Source organism: Streptomyces sp. NPDC029466, from assembly GCF_055574515.1.
In genome coordinates this window covers 87631-110188 of record NZ_JBVHZH010000019.1, presented here as the reverse complement: position 1 = coordinate 110188, position 22558 = coordinate 87631, and the positions used below count along the sequence as shown (strand labels likewise).

Sequence of the window (22558 nt, the reverse complement as noted above, 5' to 3'; positions counted from 1 at the left end):
CACCTATTCCAGCGACGGGCGGTACTTCTGGGGCCCAAGAGTCTTCCGCAGAGCAGCAGGCTGACTACGGTACGTAATGATCCGCAAGCGGAGAGACCGCGGGCGCCGAGCAGGCCAGGAGAAGTGCGGATCAGCGTCCGGTGGCGGAAAATGCGTCCGGACATGCGACGACCCCCGCCGGGGGGGAGAGCGGGGGTCGTCCCCACGGCCGACTCGGGGGGGGAGGAGCCGGACCGGGTTAGCACGGTCGCGAACGATCCGTGACTTCCATGGTGTACCCGAGAGGCTTCTCAGGCAAACCCACGCGCCACACCTTACGCCGAATGGTGGGCGCCTATGCTCGCCCCGTGGAAAACCACTCCGTGCCTCACTCGACTCCCCGTACTGCCGCGTTCTTCGACTTGGACAAGACCGTCATTGCTAAGTCAAGCACGCTGACCTTCAGCAAGTCGTTCTACCAAGGCGGCCTGATCAATCGGCGGGCCGTACTGCGCACCGCGTACGCCCAGTTCGTGTTCCTGGCGGGCGGCGCCGACCACGATCAGATGGAGCGGATGCGGGAATATCTCTCCTCACTGTGCCGCGGCTGGGACGTGGCACAGGTGCGGGAGATCGTCGCCGAGACGCTGCACGATCTCATCGACCCCATCATTTATGACGAGGCGGCCTCGCTCATCGAGGAACATCATGCCGCGGGGCGGGACGTCGTGATCGTCTCCACCTCCGGTGCCGAGGTCGTCGAACCGATCGGTGAACTCCTGGGCGCGGACCGGGTGGTGGCCACCCGCATGGTCGTCGGCGAGGACGGCCGCTTCACCGGCGAGGTGGAGTACTACGCCTATGGGCCGACCAAGGAAGAGGCCGTGCGGGAACTCGCCGCGTCCGAGGGCTACGACCTCGAGCGCTGCTACGCCTACAGCGATTCGGCCACCGATGTCCCGATGCTCTCGGCGGTCGGCCACCCCTTCGCCGTCAACCCGGACCGGGCGCTGCGCCGCGAGGCGGTCGCGCGGGGTTGGCCGGTTCTCTCCTTCAACCGGCCGGTCCCGCTCAAGCAGCGGCTGCCGACGCTGTCGATGCCCTCGCGGCCGGTGCTCGCCGCGATGGCCGCGGTGGGAGCGGCCACGGCGACGGCGACGCTGGTCTGGTACGCGAGCCGGCGGAAAACCACAAAGCCGCGCCTCGGCCTTATTGGCCGGAGCGGCCGCGTCGCCCGTAATGCCCGCGTTTGAAGTCAAACGTAAAGATCTGAGGCACGGGGTTCCGCTTCCCCCGCCCGAGGAGTACAAAGGACTTAACGGCCCGCGAGACCAAGGACATCCGAGAGGAACACCTTTAACGCAGGAAGTGGCCCACGGACCGATGCATGAATGTCGGGCACCCACGCGACGCCGACCCGTCGATTACGGGCCAGCCGCACCAGGTAACCGGACAAAGATTCCGGCCTGATGGGCAAATATTCGAGCACGCTTGGTAACCCGGCAGACATGCCAGCGGCGGTACCACCGATTGGTACCGCCGCAACCCTTGTTCAGGGGCTAATGAAGCAATCCTTCCGGAATTCTTCGAGCGTCGCCCAAAGGGTTTCGTCCCGCCGCCCGTTATGCCGCGCCGCGCTGGAGCGCCTCACAGACGGCGGTGCTCTCCCGTACGCCGAGTTCCACCGCGCGCCCACAGTGCGCGATCCACGCCGCGACGCCCTCCGGGGTACCCGAGACATAGCCCTCCAGGGCCGCGACATACGCCGCGCGCCCCAGTTCGGCGTGCCCGACCTCGGCGGGGCAGATGGACTTCGGGTCCAGTCCGCTGCCGATCAGGACGATCCGCTCCGCGGCCCGCGCGACCAGCCCGTTGCACGTGGCGAACGGCCGCAGGGCGAGCAGCTCACCGTGCACCACCGCCGCGGTGACCAGCGCCGGCGCCTCACTGCCCGCGAGGAGCAGCCGCGCCAGCCCGTCCAGCCGTCCGGCGACCTCGTCGGCATCCGGCAGCGGCAGCTCGATGAGCGGTTCGTTCACCGGCTCCGCGCCCAGCCGGGGCCGCCCCACCGTGTCGTCGGCCGCCCGGCCGGCCTCATCGGCGCTTCGTCCCCCGCCGGACGCGGCCACCAGATGGAGCCGCGCCAGTACCCGCAGCGGCGACTGCCGCCACACACTGAGCAGCTGCCCGGCCTCCGCGGTGAGCCGCAGGGCCGCGCCGACCGTGCGCGGCTCGCCCTCGACGCCGAAGTCGGTGCGGCGCCGGACCTCTTCGAGCGCCCAGTCGGCCCCTGAAAGAGCCGCGGAACCACGCGCTCCGCGAAGCGCCGCCTCGGACGTCACCTCGTTGCTGCGGCGTCGCATGACCCGATGCCCGTAGACCCGGTCGACGCCCTTGCGTACGGAGTCCACGGAGTCGGCGACTCCCGGAAGCGAGGCCAGGGTCACGAGCGGGTCGGCGCTCGCCTGTGGGGGTTCGGGGGGCGTCCCCCGGGAGATTCCAGCCATGGGTACGACCCTACGCACCACCAGGCCGGACCCCTCGAAGGAGTGGTCTTCCTCACGCAGCCCTCTCACCCTGAGCGAGATCAAGATTACCCTTGGTGAACATGAAGATCGCTTTCGTAGGCAAGGGCGGCAGCGGCAAAACCACCCTGTCCTCCCTGTTCATCCGACATCTCGCCGCCTCCCGGATCCCCGTGATCGCCGTGGATGCCGACATCAACCAGCATCTGGGCGCCGCGCTCGGCCTCGACGAAGCGGAGGCCGCCGCGCTTCCCGCGATGGGTGCCCAGTTGCCACTGATCAAGGACTACTTGCGGGGCAGCAATCCCCGGATCCCGTCCGCCGAATCAATGATCAAGACCACCCCTCCCGGCGAGGGCTCGCGACTGCTGCGGGTCGGTGAGGACAACCCCGTCTACGACGCCTGCGTCCGGACGGTGGAGCTCGACGCCGGCACCGTGCGGCTGATGGCGACCGGCCCGTTCACCGAGTCCGATCTCGGCGTGGCCTGTTACCACTCCAAGGTCGGCGCCGTGGAGCTGTGCCTGAACCACCTCGTGGACGGCCGGGAGGAGTATGTCGTCGTCGACATGACGGCCGGTTCGGATTCCTTCGCCTCCGGGATGTTCACCCGCTTCGACATGACCTTCCTGGTCGCCGAGCCGACCCGTAAGGGCGTCGCCGTCTACCGCCAGTACAAGGAATACGCACGGGACTTCGGCGTCCCCCTGAAGGTCGTGGGCAACAAGGTGCAGGGCCCGGAGGACCTGGCGTTCCTGCGCGACGAGACCGGCGACGATCTGCTGGTCACCGTCGGCCACTCCGACTGGGTGCGCGCCATGGAGAAGGGCCGCCCGGCCCGCTTCGACCAGTTGGAGGAGGTCAACCGGCAGGCCCTGGAAACGCTGCACCACACCGCCGATGCCGCCTACGGGCGCCGCGACTGGGAGCGCTACACCCGGCAGATGGTGCACTTCCACCTGAAGAACGCGGAGAGCTGGGGCAATGCGAAGACCGGAGTCGATCTCGCCGCGCAGGTCGACCCCGCCTTCATGCTCTCCGAGGGAGCGGCCACCCCTCAGCCCGCCTGACTTGCCGGACGACGCGGGGCGGGCGCCACCGGCCCGGGCGGTTCGCCCGGGCGGCAGCCCGTTCCGCGTCGCGACTCAGCGGCCGGCGATGTCATGCGCAGCGGCGGTGAGCGCCCCTCCCGGTGAGGGACCGGACTCACCGCGCACCACCTTCACGCGCCAGGAAAGAGGTCGGAAAACCACAAGGCGGAAGTCGCCATATTCACCAGATAGAGGGATGCATTGCGGCGAATGCCCGCAAAAGCTTCTCCTTACCTTTACCTCTCATTACGGTTCATTTACCGATGCTTGAGAGTCACCGGAACATCACCCGACCGTGATGCCCGCCGGTCGGCTCACGTCCCGCCGCAGTACACCGCCGCCCCACGATCGCGCCCCGCGCGACCGCGTCGCCCCGGAGGAGACGGGAATGCCGCAGACCGAGAAGTCGCCGCCGCAGCCGCCGCGCACATCACACCGCACCGAGATCCCTCCCGAGCCCCGTACGCCGTCCGAGCCCGGCTCCCCTGTGGAGAAGGGCCGGGCCGCCCGCCGGGACCTCTCCGCCTCGGTCGTCGTCTTCCTACTCGCCGTCCCGCTGTCCCTGGGCCTGGCCCTGGCCACCGGCGCCCCCCTCCAGGCCGGGCTGGTCTCCGCGGTCGTCGGCGGCATCGTCGCCGGCCTCCTCGGGGGCACCCCGCTCCAGGTGAGCGGGGCGGCAACCGGCCTCCTGGTGGTCACCGCCGATCTGGTCCAGCGCTACGGCTGGCGCGCCACCTGCGCCCTCACGATCCTGGCCGGCCTCACCCAACTCGCCCTGGGCGCCCTGCGGGTGGCCCGCGCGGCGCTGGCCATCAGCCCGGCGATCGTGCACGGCATGCTGGCCGGCATCGGGGCCACCATCGCCCTCGGCCAGCTCCATGTGGTGCTCGGCGGCAGTCCGGACAGCTCGGCGCTCGACAACGCCGCCGCGCTGCCGGACCAGTTGGCGCACCCGCACGCCGTCGCCCTCTTGATCGGCGCCGTCACCGTCGCCGTACTCCTCGGCTGGGGACGGCTGCCGGGCCGCGCCGGGCGCTGGGCGCGGGTGCTGCCCGCCCCGCTGGCCGCCGTGCTCGCGGCGACGGCCGTCAGCGCGGGGACGGAGGTGGCGCGGGTGGAGCTGCCGTCCTGGCGGATGCCCGAGCTGCCGGTGCTTCCGGACGATTCCCTTCCGGCCCTTGCCGCCGCGGTACTGACCGTCACCCTCGTCGCCAGCATGGAGTCACTGCTGTCGGCGGTGGCCGTGGACCGGCTGGCGGCCGAACGTCCGGGCGCTCCCACAGGGCGCGCGCGGCTCAACCGTGAGCTGGCCGGCCAGGGCGTGGCCAATACGGTCTCCGGGCTGCTGGGCGGGCTGCCGATCTCCGGGGGCGCGATCCGCGGCTCGGCCAATGTGCGGGCCGGCGCGGTCACCCGCCGTGCCACCGTGCTGCACGGCGTGTGGGTGCTGCTGTGCGCGGGCCTGCTGGCCACGGCGCTGGAGCTGATTCCGCTGGCCGCCCTCGCCGCGCTGGTGATGGTCGTCGGCGTGCGGATGGTGAGCTTCGCGCACATCCGGCATGTCCAGCGGCACCGCGAATTCCCGGTGTATGCGGCCACGTTGGGCGGCGTCGTGCTCTTCGGGGTGCTCCAGGGTGTGGCGACGGGCATCGCGGTCGCGGTCTTCCTGGCGCTGCGCCGGCTGACGCACACCCGTGTCACGGTCACGGAGGAGGCGGACGGCCACCGGGTGCGGGTCAGCGGGCAGTTGACGTTCCTGGCGGTGCCGCGGCTGAGCCGGGCGCTGGCGCAGGTGCCGGCGCACACCGATGTCGTCGTCGAGCTGTGCGGTTCGTTCATGGACCACGCCGCCTACGAGGCGCTTCAGTCCTGGTCGGCCACCCACCGGGCGCACGGCGGCCGGGTGACGCTCGGCGGCCGCTCGGGCCGGCCGCTCGCCGCGCAGGCCGGTGCGCACTCCTGCCGGCCGTGGACGCCCTGGCGCAACCATCACTGCACCCGGCCCGCCCCGGACCCGGCGGCGGTGCCGGAGAGCAGCGGCAGCCAACTACTGGGCGGGGTCTCCGCGTTCCAGCGCCATACGGCTCCGCTGGTGCGCGAGGAGCTGTCCCGGCTGGCGCGTGAGGGCCAGCGGCCCACCCAGCTGTTTCTGACCTGTGCCGACTCCCGGCTGGTCACGAGCATGATCACGTCCAGCGGGCCGGGCGATCTGTTCACCGTGCGCAATGTCGGCAACCTGGTGCCGCCGCCCGGCTCGGACTCCTCCTGCGACTCCGTGGGCGCGGCGATCGAGTACGCGGTGGAGGTACTGCGGGTCGGCTCGATCACGGTCTGCGGCCACTCGGGGTGCGGCGCCATGGGGGCCCTGTTGGGCGCCGCCGCACCACAGGACGCCGAGCCGACGCCGCTCTCCCGCTGGCTGCGGCACGGCCGGCCGAGCCTGGCCCGTATGCAGCGCATCGGACGGCTGGGCCGGGGTGAAGTCGCCCTCAGCGAACGCCCGGTGAGTGATGACCAGGAACGGCTGGCGCTCGTCAACGTCATGCAACAGCTCGACCACCTCCGGGCCCACCCGTGTGTGGCCCGCCGGGCGGCCGAGGGCACACTGACCTTGCACGGCATGTATTTCCATGTCGGCGAGGCCCAGGCATATGTGCTCGACGAGGCCGCCGGGCGGTTCTGCGCGGTGCGCGGCGAACCTGCGCCGGTCACGGTCTGACCTGCGCGGCGTCTCCTCAATAGCCCCTGAACACACCCTGAACGAAAGGTCTACACCAATAATTGTCCACAGCCCTTGTCAGGGCCGGGCGCGGGCTGATGAGCTATGACCTGGGGACACATCGGACGCCCTGGGATTGGGAGATGTCGTGAGCAACGAAAGCCTGGCCAACCTGCTCAAGGAGGAGCGGCGGTTCCCGCCGCCCGCCGATCTGGCCGCGAACGCCAACGTCACGGCTGCCGCGTATGAGCAGGCCGCGGCAGACCGGCTGGGCTTCTGGGCCGAGCAGGCCGAACGCCTGTCCTGGGAGACCGCTCCCACGCAGACCCTCGACTGGTCCAACGCACCCTTCGCGAAGTGGTTCGCCGACGGCAAGCTCAATGTCGCGTACAACTGCGTGGACCGGCATGTGGAGAACGGCCTGGGTGACCGGGTCGCCATCCACTTCGAGGGCGAGCCCGGCGACACCCGCGCGATCACCTACGCCGAGCTCCAGCGCGAGGTCTCCAAGGCCGCCCATGCGCTGACCGAGCTGGGCGTGCGCAGCGGCGACCGGGTCGCCATCTACCTGCCGATGATCCCGGAGGCGGTCATCGCCATGCTGGCCTGTGCGCGCCTGGGTGCTCCGCACTCGGTCGTCTTCGGCGGCTTCTCGGCGGACGCCCTGGCGACCCGCATCAACGACGCGGACGCCCGTGTGGTGATCACCGCCGACGGTGGTTACCGCCGCGGCAAGCCCTCCGCCCTCAAGCCCGCCGTCGACGCCGCACTGACCAAGCCCGGCACGGAGAACGTCCGCAGCGTCCTCGTCGTACGCCGCACCGGCCAGGAGGACGTCGACTGGCACGAGGGCCGCGACGTGTGGTGGCACGAGATCGTCGACCGGCAGAGCGACCAGCACACGCCCGAGGCCTTCGACGCCGAGCACCCGCTGTTCATCCTCTACACCTCCGGCACGACGGGTAAGCCCAAGGGCATCCTGCACACCACCGGCGGCTACCTCACCCAGGTGTCGTACACCCACCACGCCGTCTTCGACCTCAAGCCGGAGACCGACGTCTTCTGGTGCACCGCCGACGTCGGCTGGGTGACCGGCCACTCGTACATCACCTACGGCCCGCTCTCCAACGGCGCGACCGAGGTGCTCTACGAGGGCACGCCCGACTCCCCCCACCAGGGCCGCTGGTGGGAGATCGTGCAGAAGTACGGCGTGACGATCCTGTACACCGCGCCGACCGCGATCCGCGCCTGCATGAAGTGGGGCGACGACATCCCCGCGAAGTTCGATCTGTCGTCGCTGCGCGTCCTCGGATCGGTGGGCGAGCCCATCAACCCCGAGGCGTGGATGTGGTACCGCAAGCACATCGGGGCCGACAAGACACCGATCGTCGACACCTGGTGGCAGACCGAGACCGGCGGGATGATGCTGAGCCCGCTGCCGGGCGTCACGGCGACCAAGCCCGGTTCGGCTCAGGTGGCGCTGCCCGGTATCGCCGCGACGGTCGTGGACGACGACGCGCGCGAGGTCCCCGACGGCGCCGGCGGCTACCTCGTCCTGACCGAGCCCTGGCCGGCCATGCTCCGCACGATCTGGGGCGACGACCAGCGCTATCTCGACACGTACTGGTCGCGCTTCGAGGGCAAGTACTTCGCCGGCGACGGCGCCAAGAAGGACGACGACGGCGACATCTGGCTGCTCGGCCGGGTGGACGATGTGATGCTGGTGTCCGGCCACAACATCTCCACCACCGAGGTGGAGTCGGCGCTGGTCTCGCATCCGAAGGTGGCCGAGGCCGCGGTCGTCGGCGCCGCCGACCCGCAGACCACCCAGGCCATCTGCGCCTTTGTCATCCTGCGCGGCGGTGCGGCGGAGGACGAGGGCCTGGTCGAGGAGCTGCGCGCCCATGTCGCCCAGCAGCTCGGCCCGATCGCCAAGCCCAAGCGGATCCTGCCGGTCGCGGAGCTGCCCAAGACCCGGTCCGGCAAGATCATGCGGCGGCTGCTGCGCGATGTCGCCGAGAACCGCGACCTCGGTGATGTCACCACCCTCACCGACTCCTCGGTCATGGACCTGATCCAGGCGAAGCTGCCGAGCGCGGCCAGCGAGGACTGAGCGGGACGGCGCACGGAGGGGGCATCCGGCCGCCGTGGCCGGATGCCCCCCTTGCCGTGGCCCAGGCGGCCCGCCTTCCCGGCGGCATCGCGGCGAGGAGCACCCCGGCGGCGTCCCGTCCCTCCGGCGGCCCGGCGCCCGAATTGACCGTAAAGTGAGACCACCGGATAGCCGCTCGCGCCCGCCCGGTACAGTGGGACACGCGTCAATGACACGCTAAAACTCTGGGTGCGCCGGGAAGTCTGGTCGGCAACTGCAACAGCCGTACACAGCTGCCGAAAGCCGGAGGTCACCCAGTGAGCGCGCGAAGCAAGCAAACGATCAAGAAGTGCGCGCCGCGCGCCCACCGTCCCGCCGAGCGCGGCGAGGCCCGCTCATGAGCGCCCCCCGGAACCGCCGCACCCCCTTCCTGGGGCGGATGTCCCTGCCCGAGCGGAACTTCATCGCGGAGGCGCTACGCGCCGAAACCGTCGGCGGCGTCCTCCTGCTCGCCGCCGCCGTAGCCGCTCTGATCTGGGCAAACACCCTCGGCAAGAGCTACGAGACGGTCCGCGGCTTCCATCTGGGACCGGCCGCGCTGGGTCTGGACCTGTCCCTCCAGCACTGGGCCGCCAACGGGCTGCTCGCGGTCTTCTTCTTCGTCGCCGGCATCGAGCTCAAGCGCGAACTGGTCGCCGGCGAGCTTCGTGACCCCAAGGCCGCCGCGCTCCCCGTGGTCGCCGCGCTCTGCGGGATGGCGATGCCGGCGGCCGTCTACTTCGTGGTCAACAGCATCGGCGGCGGCTCGCTCCAGGGCTGGGCGGTCCCCACCGCCACCGACATCGCCTTCGCGCTCGCCGTACTCGCCGTGATCGGCACGTCCCTGCCCGCCGCGCTGCGCGCCTTCCTGCTCACCCTCGCCGTCGTCGACGACCTCTTCGCGATCCTGATCATCGCGATCTTCTTCACCTCGAAGATCAACTTTCTGGCGCTCGGCCTTGCCGTCGCCGGCCTGGTGCTCTTCTATCTGCTGCTGCGCAAGGGTGTCCGCGGCTGGTACGTCTACGTCCCGCTCGCCCTGGTCATCTGGGGCCTGATGGAGAACAGCGGGGTGCACGCCACCATCGCCGGCGTCGCCATGGGCCTGATGCTGCGCTGCACCCGGCGCGACGGTGAGACCCAGTCCCCGGGCGAGCACATCGAGCATCTGGTCCGCCCGCTCTCGGCCGGCTTCGCCGTCCCGCTGTTCGCCCTGTTCTCCGCGGGCGTGTCCATATCCGGCGGCGCGGTCCACGAGGTGTTCACCCGGCCGGAGACGCTCGGGGTCGTGCTCGGCCTGGTGGTGGGCAAGGCGCTCGGCATCTTCGGCGGCACGTGGTGCACCGCCCGCTTCACCCGGGCCGAGCTCAACCCCGACCTCAAGTGGCCGGATGTCTTCGCCGTCGCCTCTCTGGCGGGCATCGGCTTCACGGTCTCCCTGCTCATCGGCGAACTCGCCTTCGCCGGAGACCTGGTGCTGACCGATGAGATCAAGGCGTCGGTGCTGATCGGCTCGCTGCTGGCGGCCGTCTTCGCCGGCATCCTCCTCAAGCTCCGCAACACCAAGTACAAGAAGCTGTGCGAGGACGAGGAGCGGGACGAGGACCAGGACGGCATCCCCGACGTCTACGAACTCGACAAGCCGGAATACCACCTGCGGATGGCGGCAATCCACGAAGCCAAGGCCGCTGAGCACCGGCGGCTTGCCGAAGTGGCCTCCGACTCGCATGCCGGAGACGATGGTCCGGCATGATCTGAGAGGCTTTGCATCCGGGTGAAGAGATGAGGGAGACGGCGATGAGCGCAGTGCACGACGGCACGGACCGCAGCCTCGGACAGCTGGTGGCCACGGCCACCGCCGAAATGTCCGCGCTGGTGCACGACGAGATCGCGCTGGCCAAGGCGGAGTTCCGGCAGGACGCCAAGCGCGCCGGCATCGGCAGTGCCGCGTTCATGGTGGCCGGCGCACTGGCGCTGTTCGCGCTGCCGGTGCTGAGCTTCGCGGCGGCGTACGGCATCCACAACCTCGGTCTCGGGCTCGCCTGGTCCTTCCTGATCGTCGGGGGCGCCTTCCTGGTCCTCGCCGGACTGCTGGCCCTCATCGCGATGGCCAAGATGAAGAAGATCAAGAAGCCGGAGAAGTCGATCAACTCCGCCAAGGAGACCGCGGCCGTACTCCAGAAGGCCAAGCCGCACCCGCGTGTGGCGCCCGTGGAGCACCCGGTGCTGGAGTCTGTGACACGCTCATCGGTATGACAGCCCCTGACAGCACCGCCTCGGTCGTACGGATCGACCTCCCCAGCGGGGACGAGGTGTCGCACCGCGACGTCGCGGCCAACGGCGCCCGCTTCCACATCGCGGAGATGGGCGACGGCCCCCTGGTGCTGCTGCTGCACGGCTTTCCACAGTTCTGGTGGACCTGGCGGCACCAGATGCCGGCGCTCGCCGAGGCGGGCTTCCGGGCGGTCGCGATGGATCTGCGGGGCGTCGGCGGCAGCGACCGCACCCCGCGCGGCTACGACCCGGCGAACCTCGCCCTGGACATCACCGGCGTCATACGGTCCCTGGGAGAGCCGGACGCCGCGCTCGTCGGCCACGACCTGGGCGGCTATCTCGCCTGGACGGCGGCGGTGATGCGGCCCAAGCTGGTGCGCCGGCTGGCGGTGTCCTCGATGCCGCATCCGCGGCGCTGGCGCTCGGCGATGCTCGCCGACGTCCGGCAGAGCGCCCGGAGTTCGCACATCTGGAACTTCCAGCGCCCCTGGCTGCCGGAGCGCGCGCTGACGGCGGACGACGCGGCGCTGGTGGGCCGGATGATCCGCGACTGGTCCGGTCCCCGGCTGCCGGACGACGACGCGCTGGCGGTCTACCGGCGGGCGATGAGCATCCCCTCGACGGCGCACTGCTCGATCGAGCCGTACCGCTGGATGGTGCGCTCGATGGCCCGCCCCGACGGTCTCCAGTTCAACCGCCGGATGAAGATGCCCGTACGGGTCCCGACGCTGCATCTGCACGGCTCGCTCGACCCGGTGATGCGCACCCGCAGCGCGGCCGGCTCCGGCCAGTACGTCGAGGCGCCGTACCGCTGGCGGCTCTTCGACGGTCTGGGGCACTTCCCGCACGAGGAGGACCCGGTGGCGTTCTCCACGGAGCTGATCAACTGGCTGAAGGACCCGGAACCGGACCGGTGACGGGCCGCCGTCCCGGGGTCGGGCGGAGAGCAACGATGCCCCCGGGGCGGCCTGTTGAACCCATCGCGTGAACCGGTTCGTCCCCGCCCTCCGCGGACCGCTGAGCGGGCTTTCCGCACCGCTCGGCGGAGCAGCCGTGCACCCGACTCGAACGCGCGTATGACGAACAGCCACTTGCCCGGCGCATAGGCCAATTGGCGGTCCCCGGGGCGGTTACGGACCTTGGGCCACGGGCAGAGTCGAGGGTATGGGCTGGACGCACGACTACCGTGACGTGGCACGCAACCGCCGCAGCAGTACCGTTTCCGTGGGTACTCAGGAAAGGGAAACCCCGGACCTCAGGTCCGGCGTATCCCCCGACCCGGCGCACCCGATGGGGATTCCGCGCATCCTGCGCCGCAGAGCGCGCTGGATGAGTGCGCGACTACGCCATACCCGTACCTGACTCCTCGGCCCGCCGACGTCCGGCGCGGGACTTCCCGCACCCCGTCGGCGGACGGCAGTGATCCTCCGGACCGCCAGGCCCGTCCGGTGGCCGGGCCCATGACCCGCCCACCGGAGTGGCCCTAGATCGCGCAGCCCTGGCTGTCGACCTGCTGCTGGGCCTTGCGCCCCCTGATGACGTCCTCGCGGACCTCGTCGGCGGTCAGCGCATAGCCGGTGCGCGAGTCGTCCCGCGACTTCGCGAAGACGACGCCGTAGACCTTGCCCTGCGGGGTGAGCAGCGGGCCGCCGGAGTTGCCCTGCCGGACCGTGGTGTAGAGGGAGTAGACATCGCGGCCGACCGTGCCGCGCTTGTAGATGTCCGCGCCGTTGGCCTGGACGCGGCCGCGAACCCGGGCCGCGCGGACGTCATAGCCGCCGTTCTCCGGGAAGCCGGCGACGATGGCGCTGTTGCCGCTCTTGGCGTCGGCGCCGGTGAACTGCAGCGCCGGGGCCCGGAGCGAGGGCACGTCCAGGACCGCGATATCGCGCCGCCAGTCGTAGAGCACGACCTTGGCGTCGTACGTACGGCCCTCGCCGCCCACCTGGACGGTGGGCTCGCGCACTCCGCCGACGACATGGGCGTTGGTCATCACGCGGTGCCGGCCGAAGACGAAACCGCTGCCTTCCACAACCTTGCCGCAGCTGGGGGCCGTGCCGACGACCTTGACGATGCTGCGCTTGGCCTGCGCCGCGACCGGGCTGGTGGCCAGCCGGGGATCGGGCGCCGGGACATTGTTGATCGGCTCGTTGGAGAACGGTGTGAAGACCTGCGGGAAGCCGTTCTGGGCGAGGACCGAGGAGAAGTCCGCGAACCAGGTGCCGGCCTGCGGGGGCAGCACCCGGGACACCCCGAGCAGCACCTTGGAGTTACGGACCTCCTTGCCGAGCGTCGGCAGGGAGGTGCCGGCCAGCGCCGAGCCGATCAGCCAGGCGACCAGCAGCATCGCCAGGACGTTGACCAGCGCGCCGCCTGTGGCGTCCAGCGCTCTCGCCGGTGACCACGTGATGTGGCGGCGCAGCTTGTTGCCCAGATGGGTGGTGAGCGCCTGGCCCACGGATGCGCACACGATCACGATGGCCACTGCTGCGATGGCCGCGAAGGTACCGGGGGTCGCCTCCCCGGTGATCTCGTTCCAGATCACCGGCAGCAGATAGACCGCGATCAAGCCGCCTCCGAGGAAGCCGATCACGGACAGGATGCCGACGACGAAGCCTTGCCGATAGCCGATGATGGCGAACCACACGGCCGCGACCAGCAGCAAAATGTCCAGGACGTTCACGCCGGACACCGTCTCACGAGCGCCAGTCGAGCGGGACGGCCTTGTCACGGTCCCACGGAATCTCCCAGCCCGCGTAGTGCAGGATCCGGTCGATGACTCCGGCCGTAAACCCCCAGACCAGGGCGTTCTCGACAAGGAAAGCAGGCCCGATGTGGCCGCTGGGATGGCGCGTTGTCACGCGGTGGGCCGGGTTCGTGAGATCCGCCACGGGAACCGTGAACACCCGGGCGGTCTCCGCCTGGTCGACCGCGCCGACCGGGCTGGGCCGGCGCCACCACCCGAGGACGGGCGTCACCACGAAGCCGCTGACGGGGATGTAGAGCCGCGGCAGCACACCGAAGACCTGCACGCCGGAGGGGTCGAGGCCGGTCTCCTCCTCGGCCTCCCGCAAGGCGGCCTGGACCGGACCGGGGCCCTCCGGATCGCCGTCCTCCGGGTCGAGGGCGCCACCGGGGAAGGAAGGCTGGCCGGCGTGTGAGCGCAGGGTGCCGGCGCGCTCCATCAGGAGCAGCTCGGGGCCACGGGGGCCATGGCCGAAGAGGATCAGTACCGCGGACTGCCGGCCGCCGCTCTCGGGCGGCAGAAAGCGGCTGAGCTGGGGCGGCTCGATGGTGGCGGCCACCCGGGCCACCGGGGCCAGCCACTCGGGCAGGCCCTCGGCCGTGACCGCCTCCCGGCCGGACGCCTCCCCGGCGTCCTCCGTGCCGTACTGCTGCTCCCGTGCACTCCGCATCCGCGCCCCCTCAGGCCTGGCATCGATCGTCGGTCACCTCTGGGCGGCGGTCGTCAGGAAGCGGCCACCGGGGGCGCCATCGGCGGCGCGGGCCGCCCCGGATAGTCGGCCGGCGGCTTCAGGCGCTGCCCCGGCTGGCCGCCCAGCTCGTACTTCAGCAGCTTCCTGGCCTTCTCCGGGTCCGTCTCGCCCTCGCCGTACGCGGGGCAGAGCGGGGCGATGGCGCAGGCTCCGCAGGCGGGCTTGCGGGAGTGGCAGACGCGGCGGCCGTGGAAGACGACCCGGTGCGAGAGCATCGTCCACTCGCTCTTGGGGAAGATCGCGGCGACATCCGCCTCGACCTTCTCGGCGTCCTCCGCGGTGGTCCAGCCGAAGCGGCGGGCCAGCCGGCCGAAGTGGGTGTCGACGGTGATGCCCGGGACGCCGAAGGCGTTGCCCAGCACCACATTGGCGGTCTTGCGGCCGACCCCGGGGAGGGTGACGAGGTCCTCCAGGCGGCCCGGGACCTCCCCGCCGAAGCGGTCGCGAAGCGCCGCCGACAGGCCGAGCAGCGACCTGGTCTTGGCCCGGAAGAAGCCGGTCGGCCGGATCAGCTCCTCCAGCTTCTCCGGGGGCATCGCGGCCATGTCCTCGGGCGTCGGACACACGGCGAAGAGGTGCGGGGTGGTCTGGTTGACCCTCAGGTCGGTGGTCTGCGCGGACAGGACCGTCGCGACCAGCAGCTCGAAGGGGTTGGTGAAGTCCAGCTCGGGGTGGGCGTACGGATACAGCTCGGCCAGCTCGCGGTTGATCCGGCGGGCCCGCCGCACCATGGCGACCCGGGACTCGGGCTTGCGTGCGGGCGCCTTCTTTGCGGGCGCCTTCCCGGCGGCCGTCTTGGCGGTCTTCTTCGCCGCCGTCTTCTTGGCCGTCGCCCGCTTGGCCGTGGTGGTCTTTCCGGCGGCCGTCTTCTTGGCGGGGGCCTGCTCGGCGGCCGCGGCGGTCTGCTTGGCCGCGGCCTTCTTCGCGACGGCCTTCTTGGCCGCCGCCGGCTTCTCGGGGGTTGCGTTCACGGGGCGGCCTTCTTCCCTGCCGAGGTCTTGCCTGCCGGAGTCATCCTCGCGGCGGTCTGCACGGTCGTGTCCTGCGCCGACGGTCGCGACGCGCCGAATTTCCGGACGGGCGGCTTCCGGTGGGGTGCCACCCCGGAGAGGGATTTGTTACTTTTATCCGAATCCGATGCGCGGCCGGACGACTGTTCGCCCACAGCGGAATCCCGCCCTGCGCTCACTCTTCCGGCCCCCCAGTCCTCTGCTCTCACCGGCGTATTGGACACTCGGCCAGACTAAGGCCAGCCACTGACATCCGGCTTGATCGCTGTGATTCCTGACCCCAATCGGCCCCCTGCCTTATGGCTCGGGGCACCGGTCCGGCAAACTTGTGATTGATCGCACTGTTTTGCATTCCGGCATGATGGGGACCACAGTCCCCCGGAGCATGTCGACAAGGAGAGATCTCGTGGACGACGTTCTGCGGCGCGCACCGCTCTTCGCGGCGCTCGATGACGAGCAGGCGGCCGAGCTGCGCGCCTCTATGGGAGAGGTCACGCTCGCCCGCGGCGACGCCCTGTTCCACGAAGGGGATCCCGGCGACCGCCTCTACGTGGTCACCGAGGGCAAGGTGAAGCTGCACCGCACTTCCCCCGACGGACGGGAGAACATGCTCGCCGTCCTCGGCCCCGGAGAGCTGATCGGTGAGCTCTCGCTCTTCGACCCCGGCCCCCGTACGGCCACGGCTTCCGCCCTCACCGAGGTCAAGCTCCTCGGTCTGGGGCACGGCGACCTCCAGCCCTGGCTGAACGCCCGCCCCGAGGTGGCCACGGCCCTGCTGCGGGCGGTCGCCCGCCGGCTGCGCAAGACCAACGACCAGATGTCCGACCTGGTCTTCTCGGACGTACCGGGCCGCGTGGCACGCGCCCTGCTCGACCTGTCACGCCGCTTCGGCGTGCAGTCCGAGGAGGGCATCCACGTCGTCCACGACCTGACGCAGGAAGAGCTGGCCCAGCTGGTCGGCGCCTCCCGCGAGACGGTCAACAAGGCGCTCGCGGACTTCGCGGGCCGCGGCTGGCTGCGCCTGGAGGCGCGCGCCGTGATCCTGCTGGACGTCGAGCGGCTGGCCAAGCGCTCGCGCTGAGCCGGCCCGCAGACAGCCTGGAAGGGCCCCGCTCCGGCGGGGCCCTTCGTCATGGGCGCCGCCGGACCACCGGCCGGCCCCCGCGGTCCGTAATTGGCTCGCCGGACCACCGCAGGCCCCGCCAGAGTGGCGCCATGACTCACGGCACGGGACTGGACCGGGACGGCTGCTTCCTACGGGAGGGAGCCCTGGACCGGGTGTCCGCGCCGTTCGCGCCCGTGGTGGCGGAGCTGGCAGCCCGGCTCGGCGACCACTTCGTCCCCGCCGGGCTGCACAGCAGCTACCTCTACGGCAGCGTCCCCCGGGGCACCGCCGTCCCCGGCGTCTCCGACCTCGATGTGCTGCTCGCCCTGCGGGACACGCCCACCGAGGCCGACCGGGCCGCCGCCCGCTCCGTGGAGAGCGGCCTCGACGCGGCCTTCCCACAGGTCAACGGCGTCGGGATCCTGCTGTTCGGCGTGCACCGCGTGCTGAGCGGGCCGGAGCGATACGACCTGGGGTGGTTCGTGGCCTGCCTGTGCACGCCGCTCAGCGGCCCCGATCTCGCCGCTCGGCTGCCCCGCTACCGCCCCACCTCGCTCCTCGCCCGCGAGACCAACGGCGACCTCTTCCGCGGCCTGCCCGGTCTGCGCGCGCGGGCCGCGGCGGCCACCACGGAAGCCGAGCGCATCCGGCTCACCCGGGGCGTGGCGCGCCGGCTCGTCCGTACCGGGTTCACCCTGGTCATGCCGCGCTGGGGCGGCTGGACCAGCGACCTCACCGAGTCCGCCGAAGTGTTCGGCCGTTATTACCCCGCGTACGCCGAGCAGATGCGCGCCGCGGCGCGCGCCGCCCGGACGCCCGCCGCGTACCCGGAGCTGCTGGACGAGCTGCTGTCCGGCCTCGCCCCCTGGCTGGCCGACGAGTATCTGGCCGTCCACGGGGCGAAGGCTCCCCGCCCGTAGGAGCGCTGACGGGGCCTCTCGGCGACCCGGAGCCGCCCGGCCGCCGTCCCGCCGCGTCAGTCCTCGATCAGCCCGTGCTCGCCCAGATACTCCAGCTGCGCCCGCACCGACAGCTCGGCGGCCGGCCACAGGGAGCGGTCGACATCGGCGTACACGCTCGCCACGACCTCGCCGGGCGTCCGGTGGCCGGCCTCGACCGCGGTCTCCACCTGGGCGAGCCGGTGCGCCCGGTGCGCCAGATAGAACTCCACCATTCCCTGGGCGTCGTTCAGCACCGGCCCGTGGCCCGGCAGGACCGTCGCCACCCCGTCGTCGACCGTGAGGGAGCGCAGCCGGCGCAGCGAGTCCAGGTAGTCGCCCAGCCGCCCGTCGGGGTGCGCGACCACGGTGGTGCCGCGCCCCAGGATCGTGTCGCCGGTGAGCACCGCGCGGTCGGCCGGGAGGTGGAAGGAGAGCGAGTCCGCGGTGTGGCCCGGGGTGGGCACCACCCGTAGTTCCAGGCCCCCGGTGGTGATGACATCGCCCGCTTCGAGCCCCTCGTCCCCCAGGCGCAGCGCCGGATCCAGCGCCCGTACGGAGGAACCGGTCAGCTCGGCGAAGCGGACGGCGCCGTCGGAGTGGTCCGGGTGACCGTGGGTCAGCAGCGTCAGCGCGATGCGCTTGCCGGCCCGCTCGGCGGTGTCGAGGACGGCACGCAGGTGGCTCTCGTCGAGCGGCCCGGGGTCGATGACGACGGCCAGGTCGGAGTCCGGCTCGGCGACGATCCAGGTGTTGGTGCCGTCCAGCGTCATCGGCGACGGGTTGGGCGCCAGGACGCAATGGGCGCGCGCGGTCGCGGGCCCCGAGATCACTCCGCCGCGGGGCTGTCCGGGGAGGGCGGCTGCGTCGGTCATGCGGGGGTCCCTCCCGAGGGGCCGGTGCCGTCCGCGGGCCCCTCGGGCGCGTCGCCCCCGGGGGCACCGGTTCCGGCGTCCGTCCGTGTGATGTGCTTGGTGAACTCGTCGTGCCCCGGCCAGCTCAGCTCGATCTCGCCGCCCACGAGGCGGGCCCTGGCCAGTACGGGCGTCAGGTCCTGGGCCTCCGCGGCGGCCAGCGCGTCCGCGGCGGTGGCGTACGGCTGGAGCCCGCGCAGGGTCGCGATGGTCGGCGGCATCATCAGCAGCTCACCGCGGTCGTAGCCGGCGGCCGCCTCCTCGGGCCGGATCCAGACCGCGAGGTCCGCCTCCGTGGTGGCGAGGCGGGACACCTCCGGACCGGAGCCGGCCGCCGGCTCCTGGGGGAGAGTGCGCTGGCCCTCGGGCAGCGAGGCGACGAAGAACCAGGTGTCGTAGCGCCGTGGTTCGAACTCCGGGGTGATCCAGCGGGCCCAGGCGCCCAGCAGGTCGGAGCGCAGCACCAGGCCGCGGCGGCCCAGGAAGTCGGCGAAGGACAGCTCATGGGCGACCAGGGCGGCGCGGTCGGCCTCCCAGTCCTCGCCCGTGGTGTCCGCGACGACCGTGTCGGCCGAGGCGCCGGCGAGCAGCACGCCGGCCTCCTCGAACGTCTCCCGGACCGCCGCGCAGACGATGGCCTGCGCGGTGGCCGGATCGACGCCCATACGGACCGCCCACTGGGCGCGGGACGGACCGGCCCAGGCCACCGGCCGTTCGTCACGGGGATCGACGGAGCCGCCCGGATAGGCGTACGCGCCTCCGGCGAAGGCCATGGAGGCGCGTCTGCGCAGCATGTGAACGGCGGGGCCGGAGCCGGAGTCCCGCAGCAGCAGGACGGTCGCGGCCCGCCGGGGCTCGGCAGGGGTCAGCTCGCCGTTCGCGAGCGCCCGGATACGGTCCGGCCACTCCGGCGGGTACCACTGGCCATTGGTCGTGGACGACATGGCCGGATGCTATGCGCTCGCGCGCGGATGTTCGAGGGCCACTTTCGCGCCGGAGGGCCCCTGCAGACGCGGGGCCCTCCGGCACAGGACACGCCACCACGGGGGCGGCGTCCCCGCGCGTCCCTATTCGGCGATCTCGACCTGGATCTCGACCTCGACCGGCGCGTCGAGCGGCAGCACCGCCACGCCCACCGCGGACCGGGCGTGCACGCCCTTGTCGCCGAGGATCTCGCCCAGCAGCTCACTGGCGCCGTTGAGGACGCCCGGCTGGCCGGTGAAGTCCGGCGCGGAGGCCACGAAGCCGACGACCTTGACGACCCGCTGGATCTTGTCGAGGTCGCCGATGACGGACTTCACGGCGGCCAGCGCGTTGAGGGCGCAGGTCGCGGCGAGTTCCTTGGCCTGCTCCGCGCCGACCTCGGCACCGACCTTGCCGGTGGCCGGCAGCGCGCCGTCCACCATCGGCAGCTGGCCGGAGGTGTACACATAGGCGCCGGAGCGCACCGCGGGCTGGTAGGCGGCCAGCGGCGGCACGACCTGGGGCAGCTTCAGCCCGAGCGCCGCGATCTTGTCCTCCACCGCGCTCATGCCTGCTTCTCCCGCTTCAGGTAGGCCACCAACTGCTCGGGGTTGTTCGGGCCCGGAACGACCTGGACCAGCTCCCAGCCGTCCTCGCCCCAGGTGTCCAGAATCTGCTTCGTCGCGTGCACGAGGAGCGGCACGGTCGCGTATTCCCACTTGGTCATGGGGCGAGCGTAATGCCTGTCCAGCGCCGCGCCGGACCCCGTCCGCCGCGGCCCGCCCGCACCCGCTCCGGACGGCGTTCAGCGGCCAGGGACGCCGGGCCCCTACGGATCATCCCTGACCCGTCCCTGACGGGTCGCGGGCAGATATCCGGGGCTTCCCAGGTGTATCCCGTGCGTAGCCGGGACGCGGACTGGTTAGGCTCCTTTGCGTGAGCAGGCTCCATGTCGTCAGCGGCAAGGGCGGCACCGGCAAGACCACGGTCGCCGCTGCCCTCGCCCTCGCCCTGGCCACCGAGGGTCGCCGTACCCTCCTGGTCGAGGTCGAGGGCCGGCAGGGCATTGCCCAGTTGTTCGAGACCGAAGCGCTTCCTTACGAGGAACGCAAGATCGCCGTGGGTCCGGCATCGGAAGGTGCCGCCCCATGGGGTGCGTCCGGCGCGCCGTCCGCCGGGGATCCCGCGCGCGGCGGTGGCGGGAGACGGGCCGGCGGCGAGGTCCACGCCCTCGCCATCGACGCCGAACGCGCCCTTCTGGACTACCTCCAGATGTTCTACAAGCTGGGCAGCGCGGGCCGGGCGCTGAAGAAGCTCGGCGCGATCGACTTCGCCACGACCATCGCACCGGGCCTGCGGGACGTCCTGCTGACCGGCAAGGCGTGCGAGGCGGTCCGCCGCAAGGACAAGAACGGCAAGTTCGTCTACGACGCGGTCGTGATGGACGCCCCGCCGACCGGCCGCATCACCCGCTTCCTGAACGTCAATGACGAGGTGGCCGGGCTGGCGAAGATCGGCCCGATCCACAATCAGGCGCAGGCCGTGATGCGGGTCCTCAAGTCGCCCGAGACCGCGGTGCATCTGGTGACGCTCCTGGAGGAGATGCCCGTCCAGGAGACCGCCGACGGGGTCGAGGAGCTGCGCGCAGCCGGCATCCCGGTGGGCGGCATCGTCATCAACATGACCCGCCCGGCGCTGCTGGACAACGGCGATCTCGACATCGCCGCCCGGGACGCCCGTGGCGGCGTCGCCAAGGCGCTCTCCCAGGCCGGTCTGGGCGGCGCCCGCCGCGGCGGGCTGGCGGAACGGCTGATCGACCCCTTGCTGGAGCAGGCCCGCGAACACGCCGAGCGGGTCGAGCTGGAGCGCGCCGAGCACGCCGAGCTGACCGCCCTCGGCCTGCCCACCTACGAGTTGGAGCTGCTCCCCGAGGGAGTGGACCTCGCCGGGCTCTACCACCTGGCGAGAGACCTGCGGAAACAGGGGCCCATATGACCTCGGACAACACGACGCTGGACGCCTCGGCCCCGCGGCTCGAGGTCGATACGCTGCTCGACGACCCGCACACCCGCATCGTGGTGTGCTGCGGCTCGGGCGGCGTCGGCAAGACCACGACCGCCGCGGCGCTGGGTGTGCGCGCCGCCGAGCGCGGCCGCAAGGTCGTGGTGCTCACCATCGACCCGGCCCGGCGTCTCGCGCAGTCCATGGGCATCTCCGAACTCGACAACGTCCCGCGTCAGGTCAAGGGCGTCGACGAGTCCGCGGGCGGCGAACTGCACGCGATGATGCTGGACATGAAGCGCACCTTCGACGAGATCGTCGAGGGCCATGCGGACGCCGACCGGGCCCGCGCGATCCTGGAGAACCCCTTCTACCAGTCCCTGTCGGCCGGTTTCGCGGGCACGCAGGAGTACATGGCCATGGAGAAGCTGGGCCAGCTCCGCGCGAACGACGAGTGGGACCTGATCATCGTCGACACCCCGCCGAGCCGCTCCGCCCTGGACTTCCTGGACGCGCCCAAGCGCCTGGGCTCCTTCCTGGATGGCAAGTTCATCCGGGTGCTGATGGCGCCGGCGAAGGTCGGCGGCCGGGCCGGCATGAAGTTCCTCAACGTCGGCATGTCGATGATGACCGGCACCCTCAGCAAGCTCATGGGCGGTCAACTGCTGCGCGATGTGCAGACGTTCGTGGCCGCGATGGACACCATGTTCGGCGGCTTCCGCACCCGCGCGGACGCCACCTACCGGCTGCTTCAGGCGCCCGGTACGGCGTTTCTCGTGGTGGCCGCGCCAGAGCGGGACGCCCTGCGCGAGGCGGCGTACTTCGTCGAGCGGCTGGCCGCCGAGCAGATGCCGCTGGCCGGGCTGGTGCTGAACCGTGTGCACGGCAGCGGCGCCGCCCAACTGAGCGCCGAGCGCGCACTGGCCGCCGCGGAGGCCCTCACGGACCGCATGGCGGAGGACACCCACGCGGACCCGCCCGCGGACACCGACACGGCCCCCGGCACCGCGGCCGCTCCCGCCGCCGACCGCACAGAAAATAATCTTGAAGCCAACGGCATTGTGGATCACGACGGCGGGAAGGCTGGATCACGTACCGCCGGCGGCCTCTCCCCCGCTGCCGCGGCGGAGCATGCGACACCCACCTCGGCCTCTGCGGCGCAACTGGCCGCCGGGCTGCTTCGACTGCACGCGGAACGGATGCAGGTCCTCGCGCGCGAACGGCGCACGCGGGACCGCTTCACCGCGCTGCACCCCGAGGTTCCGGTGACAGAGGTCGCCGCGCTGCCCGGCGACGTCCATGACCTCGCGGGACTGCGTGCCATCGGCGACCGTCTGGCGCTGAACCCCACGGACACCGACGACTGAGCCGTACGCGCGCCCGGGCCCTGCACACTCCCGGCCCTCCGCAC

General features: G+C 71.4%; 20 protein-coding genes. 12 read left to right on the top strand and 8 right to left on the bottom strand.

Features of this window, described 5'->3' with window-relative positions; all coding sequences use genetic code 11:
- The first annotated feature begins 323 nt into the window (after positions 1 to 323).
- Complete coding sequence (locus ACZ4XD_RS16865; RefSeq protein ID WP_468042749.1) at positions 324 to 1232, top strand: HAD family hydrolase; 909 nt, start codon at positions 324 to 326, stop codon at positions 1230 to 1232.
- 369 nt (positions 1233 to 1601) lie between these two features.
- On the opposite strand, the gene ACZ4XD_RS16860 is transcribed toward ACZ4XD_RS16865, so the two are convergent.
- Entirely contained in the window at positions 1602 to 2486 is an 885-nt protein-coding gene (locus ACZ4XD_RS16860; protein ID WP_468042747.1) for a Fic family protein, read from the bottom strand.
- Positions 2487 to 2587: 101 nt separating this feature from the next.
- Here ACZ4XD_RS16860 and ACZ4XD_RS16855 point away from each other — a divergent pair, with 101 nt between their 5' ends.
- The 7 genes from ACZ4XD_RS16855 (at position 2588) to ACZ4XD_RS16825 (ending at position 12081) form a co-directional block, all read left to right on the top strand.
- The gene (locus ACZ4XD_RS16855) at positions 2588 to 3574 is read left to right on the top strand and encodes an ATP-binding protein (RefSeq protein ID WP_468042745.1); all 987 of its coding nucleotides are present in this window, start codon (positions 2588 to 2590) and stop codon (positions 3572 to 3574) included.
- A 409-nt stretch (positions 3575 to 3983) separates the two neighbouring features.
- Positions 3984 to 6314, top strand: a complete 2331-nt coding sequence (locus ACZ4XD_RS16850) for a bifunctional SulP family inorganic anion transporter/carbonic anhydrase (protein ID WP_468042743.1) — start codon at positions 3984 to 3986, stop codon at positions 6312 to 6314.
- 148 nt (positions 6315 to 6462) lie between these two features.
- Positions 6463 to 8427, top strand: a complete 1965-nt coding sequence (gene acs / locus ACZ4XD_RS16845) for an acetate--CoA ligase (RefSeq protein WP_042150544.1) — start codon at positions 6463 to 6465, stop codon at positions 8425 to 8427.
- Between the two features lie 376 nt (positions 8428 to 8803).
- On the top strand, positions 8804 to 10198 hold the full coding sequence (gene nhaA, locus ACZ4XD_RS16840; protein WP_468042740.1) for a Na+/H+ antiporter NhaA: 1395 nt from the start codon (positions 8804 to 8806) through the stop codon (positions 10196 to 10198).
- A gap of 44 nt (positions 10199 to 10242) precedes the next feature.
- Entirely contained in the window at positions 10243 to 10701 is a 459-nt protein-coding gene (locus ACZ4XD_RS16835; RefSeq protein ID WP_018089969.1) for a phage holin family protein, read from the top strand.
- On the top strand, positions 10698 to 11636 hold the full coding sequence (locus ACZ4XD_RS16830) for an alpha/beta fold hydrolase (protein ID WP_468042738.1): 939 nt from the start codon (positions 10698 to 10700) through the stop codon (positions 11634 to 11636). Before ACZ4XD_RS16835 ends, ACZ4XD_RS16830 begins: the two co-directional genes overlap by 4 nt.
- A 247-nt stretch (positions 11637 to 11883) precedes the next feature.
- Positions 11884 to 12081 (top strand): hypothetical protein, encoded by a 198-nt coding sequence (locus ACZ4XD_RS16825; protein ID WP_468042736.1) that lies wholly within the window; start codon positions 11884 to 11886, stop codon positions 12079 to 12081.
- A gap of 121 nt (positions 12082 to 12202) precedes the next feature.
- On the opposite strand, the gene ACZ4XD_RS16820 is transcribed toward ACZ4XD_RS16825, so the two are convergent.
- The 3 genes from ACZ4XD_RS16820 to nth are packed head-to-tail and all read right to left on the bottom strand — an operon-like array spanning position 12203 to position 15187.
- Complete coding sequence (locus tag ACZ4XD_RS16820) at positions 12203 to 13402, bottom strand: MarP family serine protease (protein ID WP_468042734.1); 1200 nt, start codon at positions 13400 to 13402, stop codon at positions 12203 to 12205.
- A gap of 13 nt (positions 13403 to 13415) precedes the next feature.
- Entirely contained in the window at positions 13416 to 14135 is a 720-nt protein-coding gene (locus ACZ4XD_RS16815) for an NUDIX hydrolase (RefSeq protein ID WP_468042732.1), read from the bottom strand.
- A 53-nt stretch (positions 14136 to 14188) separates the two neighbouring features.
- On the bottom strand, positions 14189 to 15187 hold the full coding sequence (nth, locus tag ACZ4XD_RS16810) for an endonuclease III (protein WP_468042730.1): 999 nt from the start codon (positions 15185 to 15187) through the stop codon (positions 14189 to 14191).
- A gap of 445 nt (positions 15188 to 15632) precedes the next feature.
- Here nth and ACZ4XD_RS16805 point away from each other — a divergent pair, with 445 nt between their 5' ends.
- Both ACZ4XD_RS16805 and ACZ4XD_RS16800 read left to right on the top strand, forming a co-directional pair.
- The gene (locus ACZ4XD_RS16805) at positions 15633 to 16307 is read left to right on the top strand and encodes a Crp/Fnr family transcriptional regulator (RefSeq protein WP_006604164.1); all 675 of its coding nucleotides are present in this window, start codon (positions 15633 to 15635) and stop codon (positions 16305 to 16307) included.
- A gap of 134 nt (positions 16308 to 16441) precedes the next feature.
- Positions 16442 to 17251 carry a nucleotidyltransferase gene (locus ACZ4XD_RS16800; RefSeq protein ID WP_468042728.1) on the top strand — a complete coding sequence of 270 codons (810 nt, stop codon included), beginning with the start codon at positions 16442 to 16444 and terminating at the stop codon, positions 17249 to 17251.
- A 56-nt stretch (positions 17252 to 17307) separates the two neighbouring features.
- On the opposite strand, the gene ACZ4XD_RS16795 is transcribed toward ACZ4XD_RS16800, so the two are convergent.
- From ACZ4XD_RS16795 to ACZ4XD_RS16780, 4 genes are all read right to left on the bottom strand, one after another.
- The gene (locus tag ACZ4XD_RS16795; protein WP_468042726.1) at positions 17308 to 18144 is read right to left on the bottom strand and encodes an MBL fold metallo-hydrolase; all 837 of its coding nucleotides are present in this window, start codon (positions 18142 to 18144) and stop codon (positions 17308 to 17310) included.
- On the bottom strand, positions 18141 to 19127 hold the full coding sequence (locus ACZ4XD_RS16790; RefSeq protein ID WP_468042724.1) for an NUDIX hydrolase: 987 nt from the start codon (positions 19125 to 19127) through the stop codon (positions 18141 to 18143). The genes ACZ4XD_RS16795 and ACZ4XD_RS16790 overlap by 4 nt, the downstream gene beginning before the upstream one ends.
- A 123-nt stretch (positions 19128 to 19250) precedes the next feature.
- Complete coding sequence (locus tag ACZ4XD_RS16785) at positions 19251 to 19715, bottom strand: RidA family protein (protein ID WP_467113012.1); 465 nt, start codon at positions 19713 to 19715, stop codon at positions 19251 to 19253.
- On the bottom strand, positions 19712 to 19873 hold the full coding sequence (locus ACZ4XD_RS16780) for a DUF4177 domain-containing protein (protein ID WP_003975360.1): 162 nt from the start codon (positions 19871 to 19873) through the stop codon (positions 19712 to 19714). Before ACZ4XD_RS16780 ends, ACZ4XD_RS16785 begins: the two co-directional genes overlap by 4 nt.
- Positions 19874 to 20082: 209 nt before the next feature.
- Here ACZ4XD_RS16780 and bagA point away from each other — a divergent pair, with 209 nt between their 5' ends.
- Positions 20083 to 21141, top strand: a complete 1059-nt coding sequence (gene bagA / locus ACZ4XD_RS16775) for an ATPase BagA (RefSeq protein ID WP_042150562.1) — start codon at positions 20083 to 20085, stop codon at positions 21139 to 21141.
- A complete protein-coding gene (gene bagB / locus ACZ4XD_RS16770) occupies positions 21138 to 22514 on the top strand; it encodes an ATPase BagB (RefSeq protein WP_468042721.1) in 1377 nt (458 codons plus the stop codon). The genes bagA and bagB overlap by 4 nt, the downstream gene beginning before the upstream one ends.
- Positions 22515 to 22558: the final 44 nt, after the last annotated feature.

Coding starts and splice junctions, on each gene's coding strand:
- bagB (WP_468042721.1), top strand. CDS start 21,138: ATGACCTCGGACAACACGACGCTGGACGCCTCGGCCCCGCGGCTCGAG.
- ACZ4XD_RS16800 (WP_468042728.1), top strand. CDS start 16,442: ATGACTCACGGCACGGGACTGGACCGGGACGGCTGCTTCCTACGGGAG.
- ACZ4XD_RS16795 (WP_468042726.1), bottom strand. CDS start 18,144: ATGACCGACGCAGCCGCCCTCCCCGGACAGCCCCGCGGCGGAGTGATC.
- ACZ4XD_RS16860 (WP_468042747.1), bottom strand. CDS start 2,486: ATGGCTGGAATCTCCCGGGGGACGCCCCCCGAACCCCCACAGGCGAGC.
- ACZ4XD_RS16855 (WP_468042745.1), top strand. CDS start 2,588: ATGAAGATCGCTTTCGTAGGCAAGGGCGGCAGCGGCAAAACCACCCTG.
- ACZ4XD_RS16780 (WP_003975360.1), bottom strand. CDS start 19,873: ATGACCAAGTGGGAATACGCGACCGTGCCGCTCCTCGTGCACGCGACG.
- ACZ4XD_RS16835 (WP_018089969.1), top strand. CDS start 10,243: ATGAGCGCAGTGCACGACGGCACGGACCGCAGCCTCGGACAGCTGGTG.
- ACZ4XD_RS16825 (WP_468042736.1), top strand. CDS start 11,884: ATGGGCTGGACGCACGACTACCGTGACGTGGCACGCAACCGCCGCAGC.
- ACZ4XD_RS16865 (WP_468042749.1), top strand. CDS start 324: ATGGTGGGCGCCTATGCTCGCCCCGTGGAAAACCACTCCGTGCCTCAC.
- ACZ4XD_RS16815 (WP_468042732.1), bottom strand. CDS start 14,135: ATGCGGAGTGCACGGGAGCAGCAGTACGGCACGGAGGACGCCGGGGAG.
- ACZ4XD_RS16830 (WP_468042738.1), top strand. CDS start 10,698: ATGACAGCCCCTGACAGCACCGCCTCGGTCGTACGGATCGACCTCCCC.
- nhaA (WP_468042740.1), top strand. CDS start 8,804: ATGAGCGCCCCCCGGAACCGCCGCACCCCCTTCCTGGGGCGGATGTCC.
- ACZ4XD_RS16790 (WP_468042724.1), bottom strand. CDS start 19,127: ATGTCGTCCACGACCAATGGCCAGTGGTACCCGCCGGAGTGGCCGGAC.
- ACZ4XD_RS16850 (WP_468042743.1), top strand. CDS start 3,984: ATGCCGCAGACCGAGAAGTCGCCGCCGCAGCCGCCGCGCACATCACAC.
- ACZ4XD_RS16785 (WP_467113012.1), bottom strand. CDS start 19,715: ATGAGCGCGGTGGAGGACAAGATCGCGGCGCTCGGGCTGAAGCTGCCC.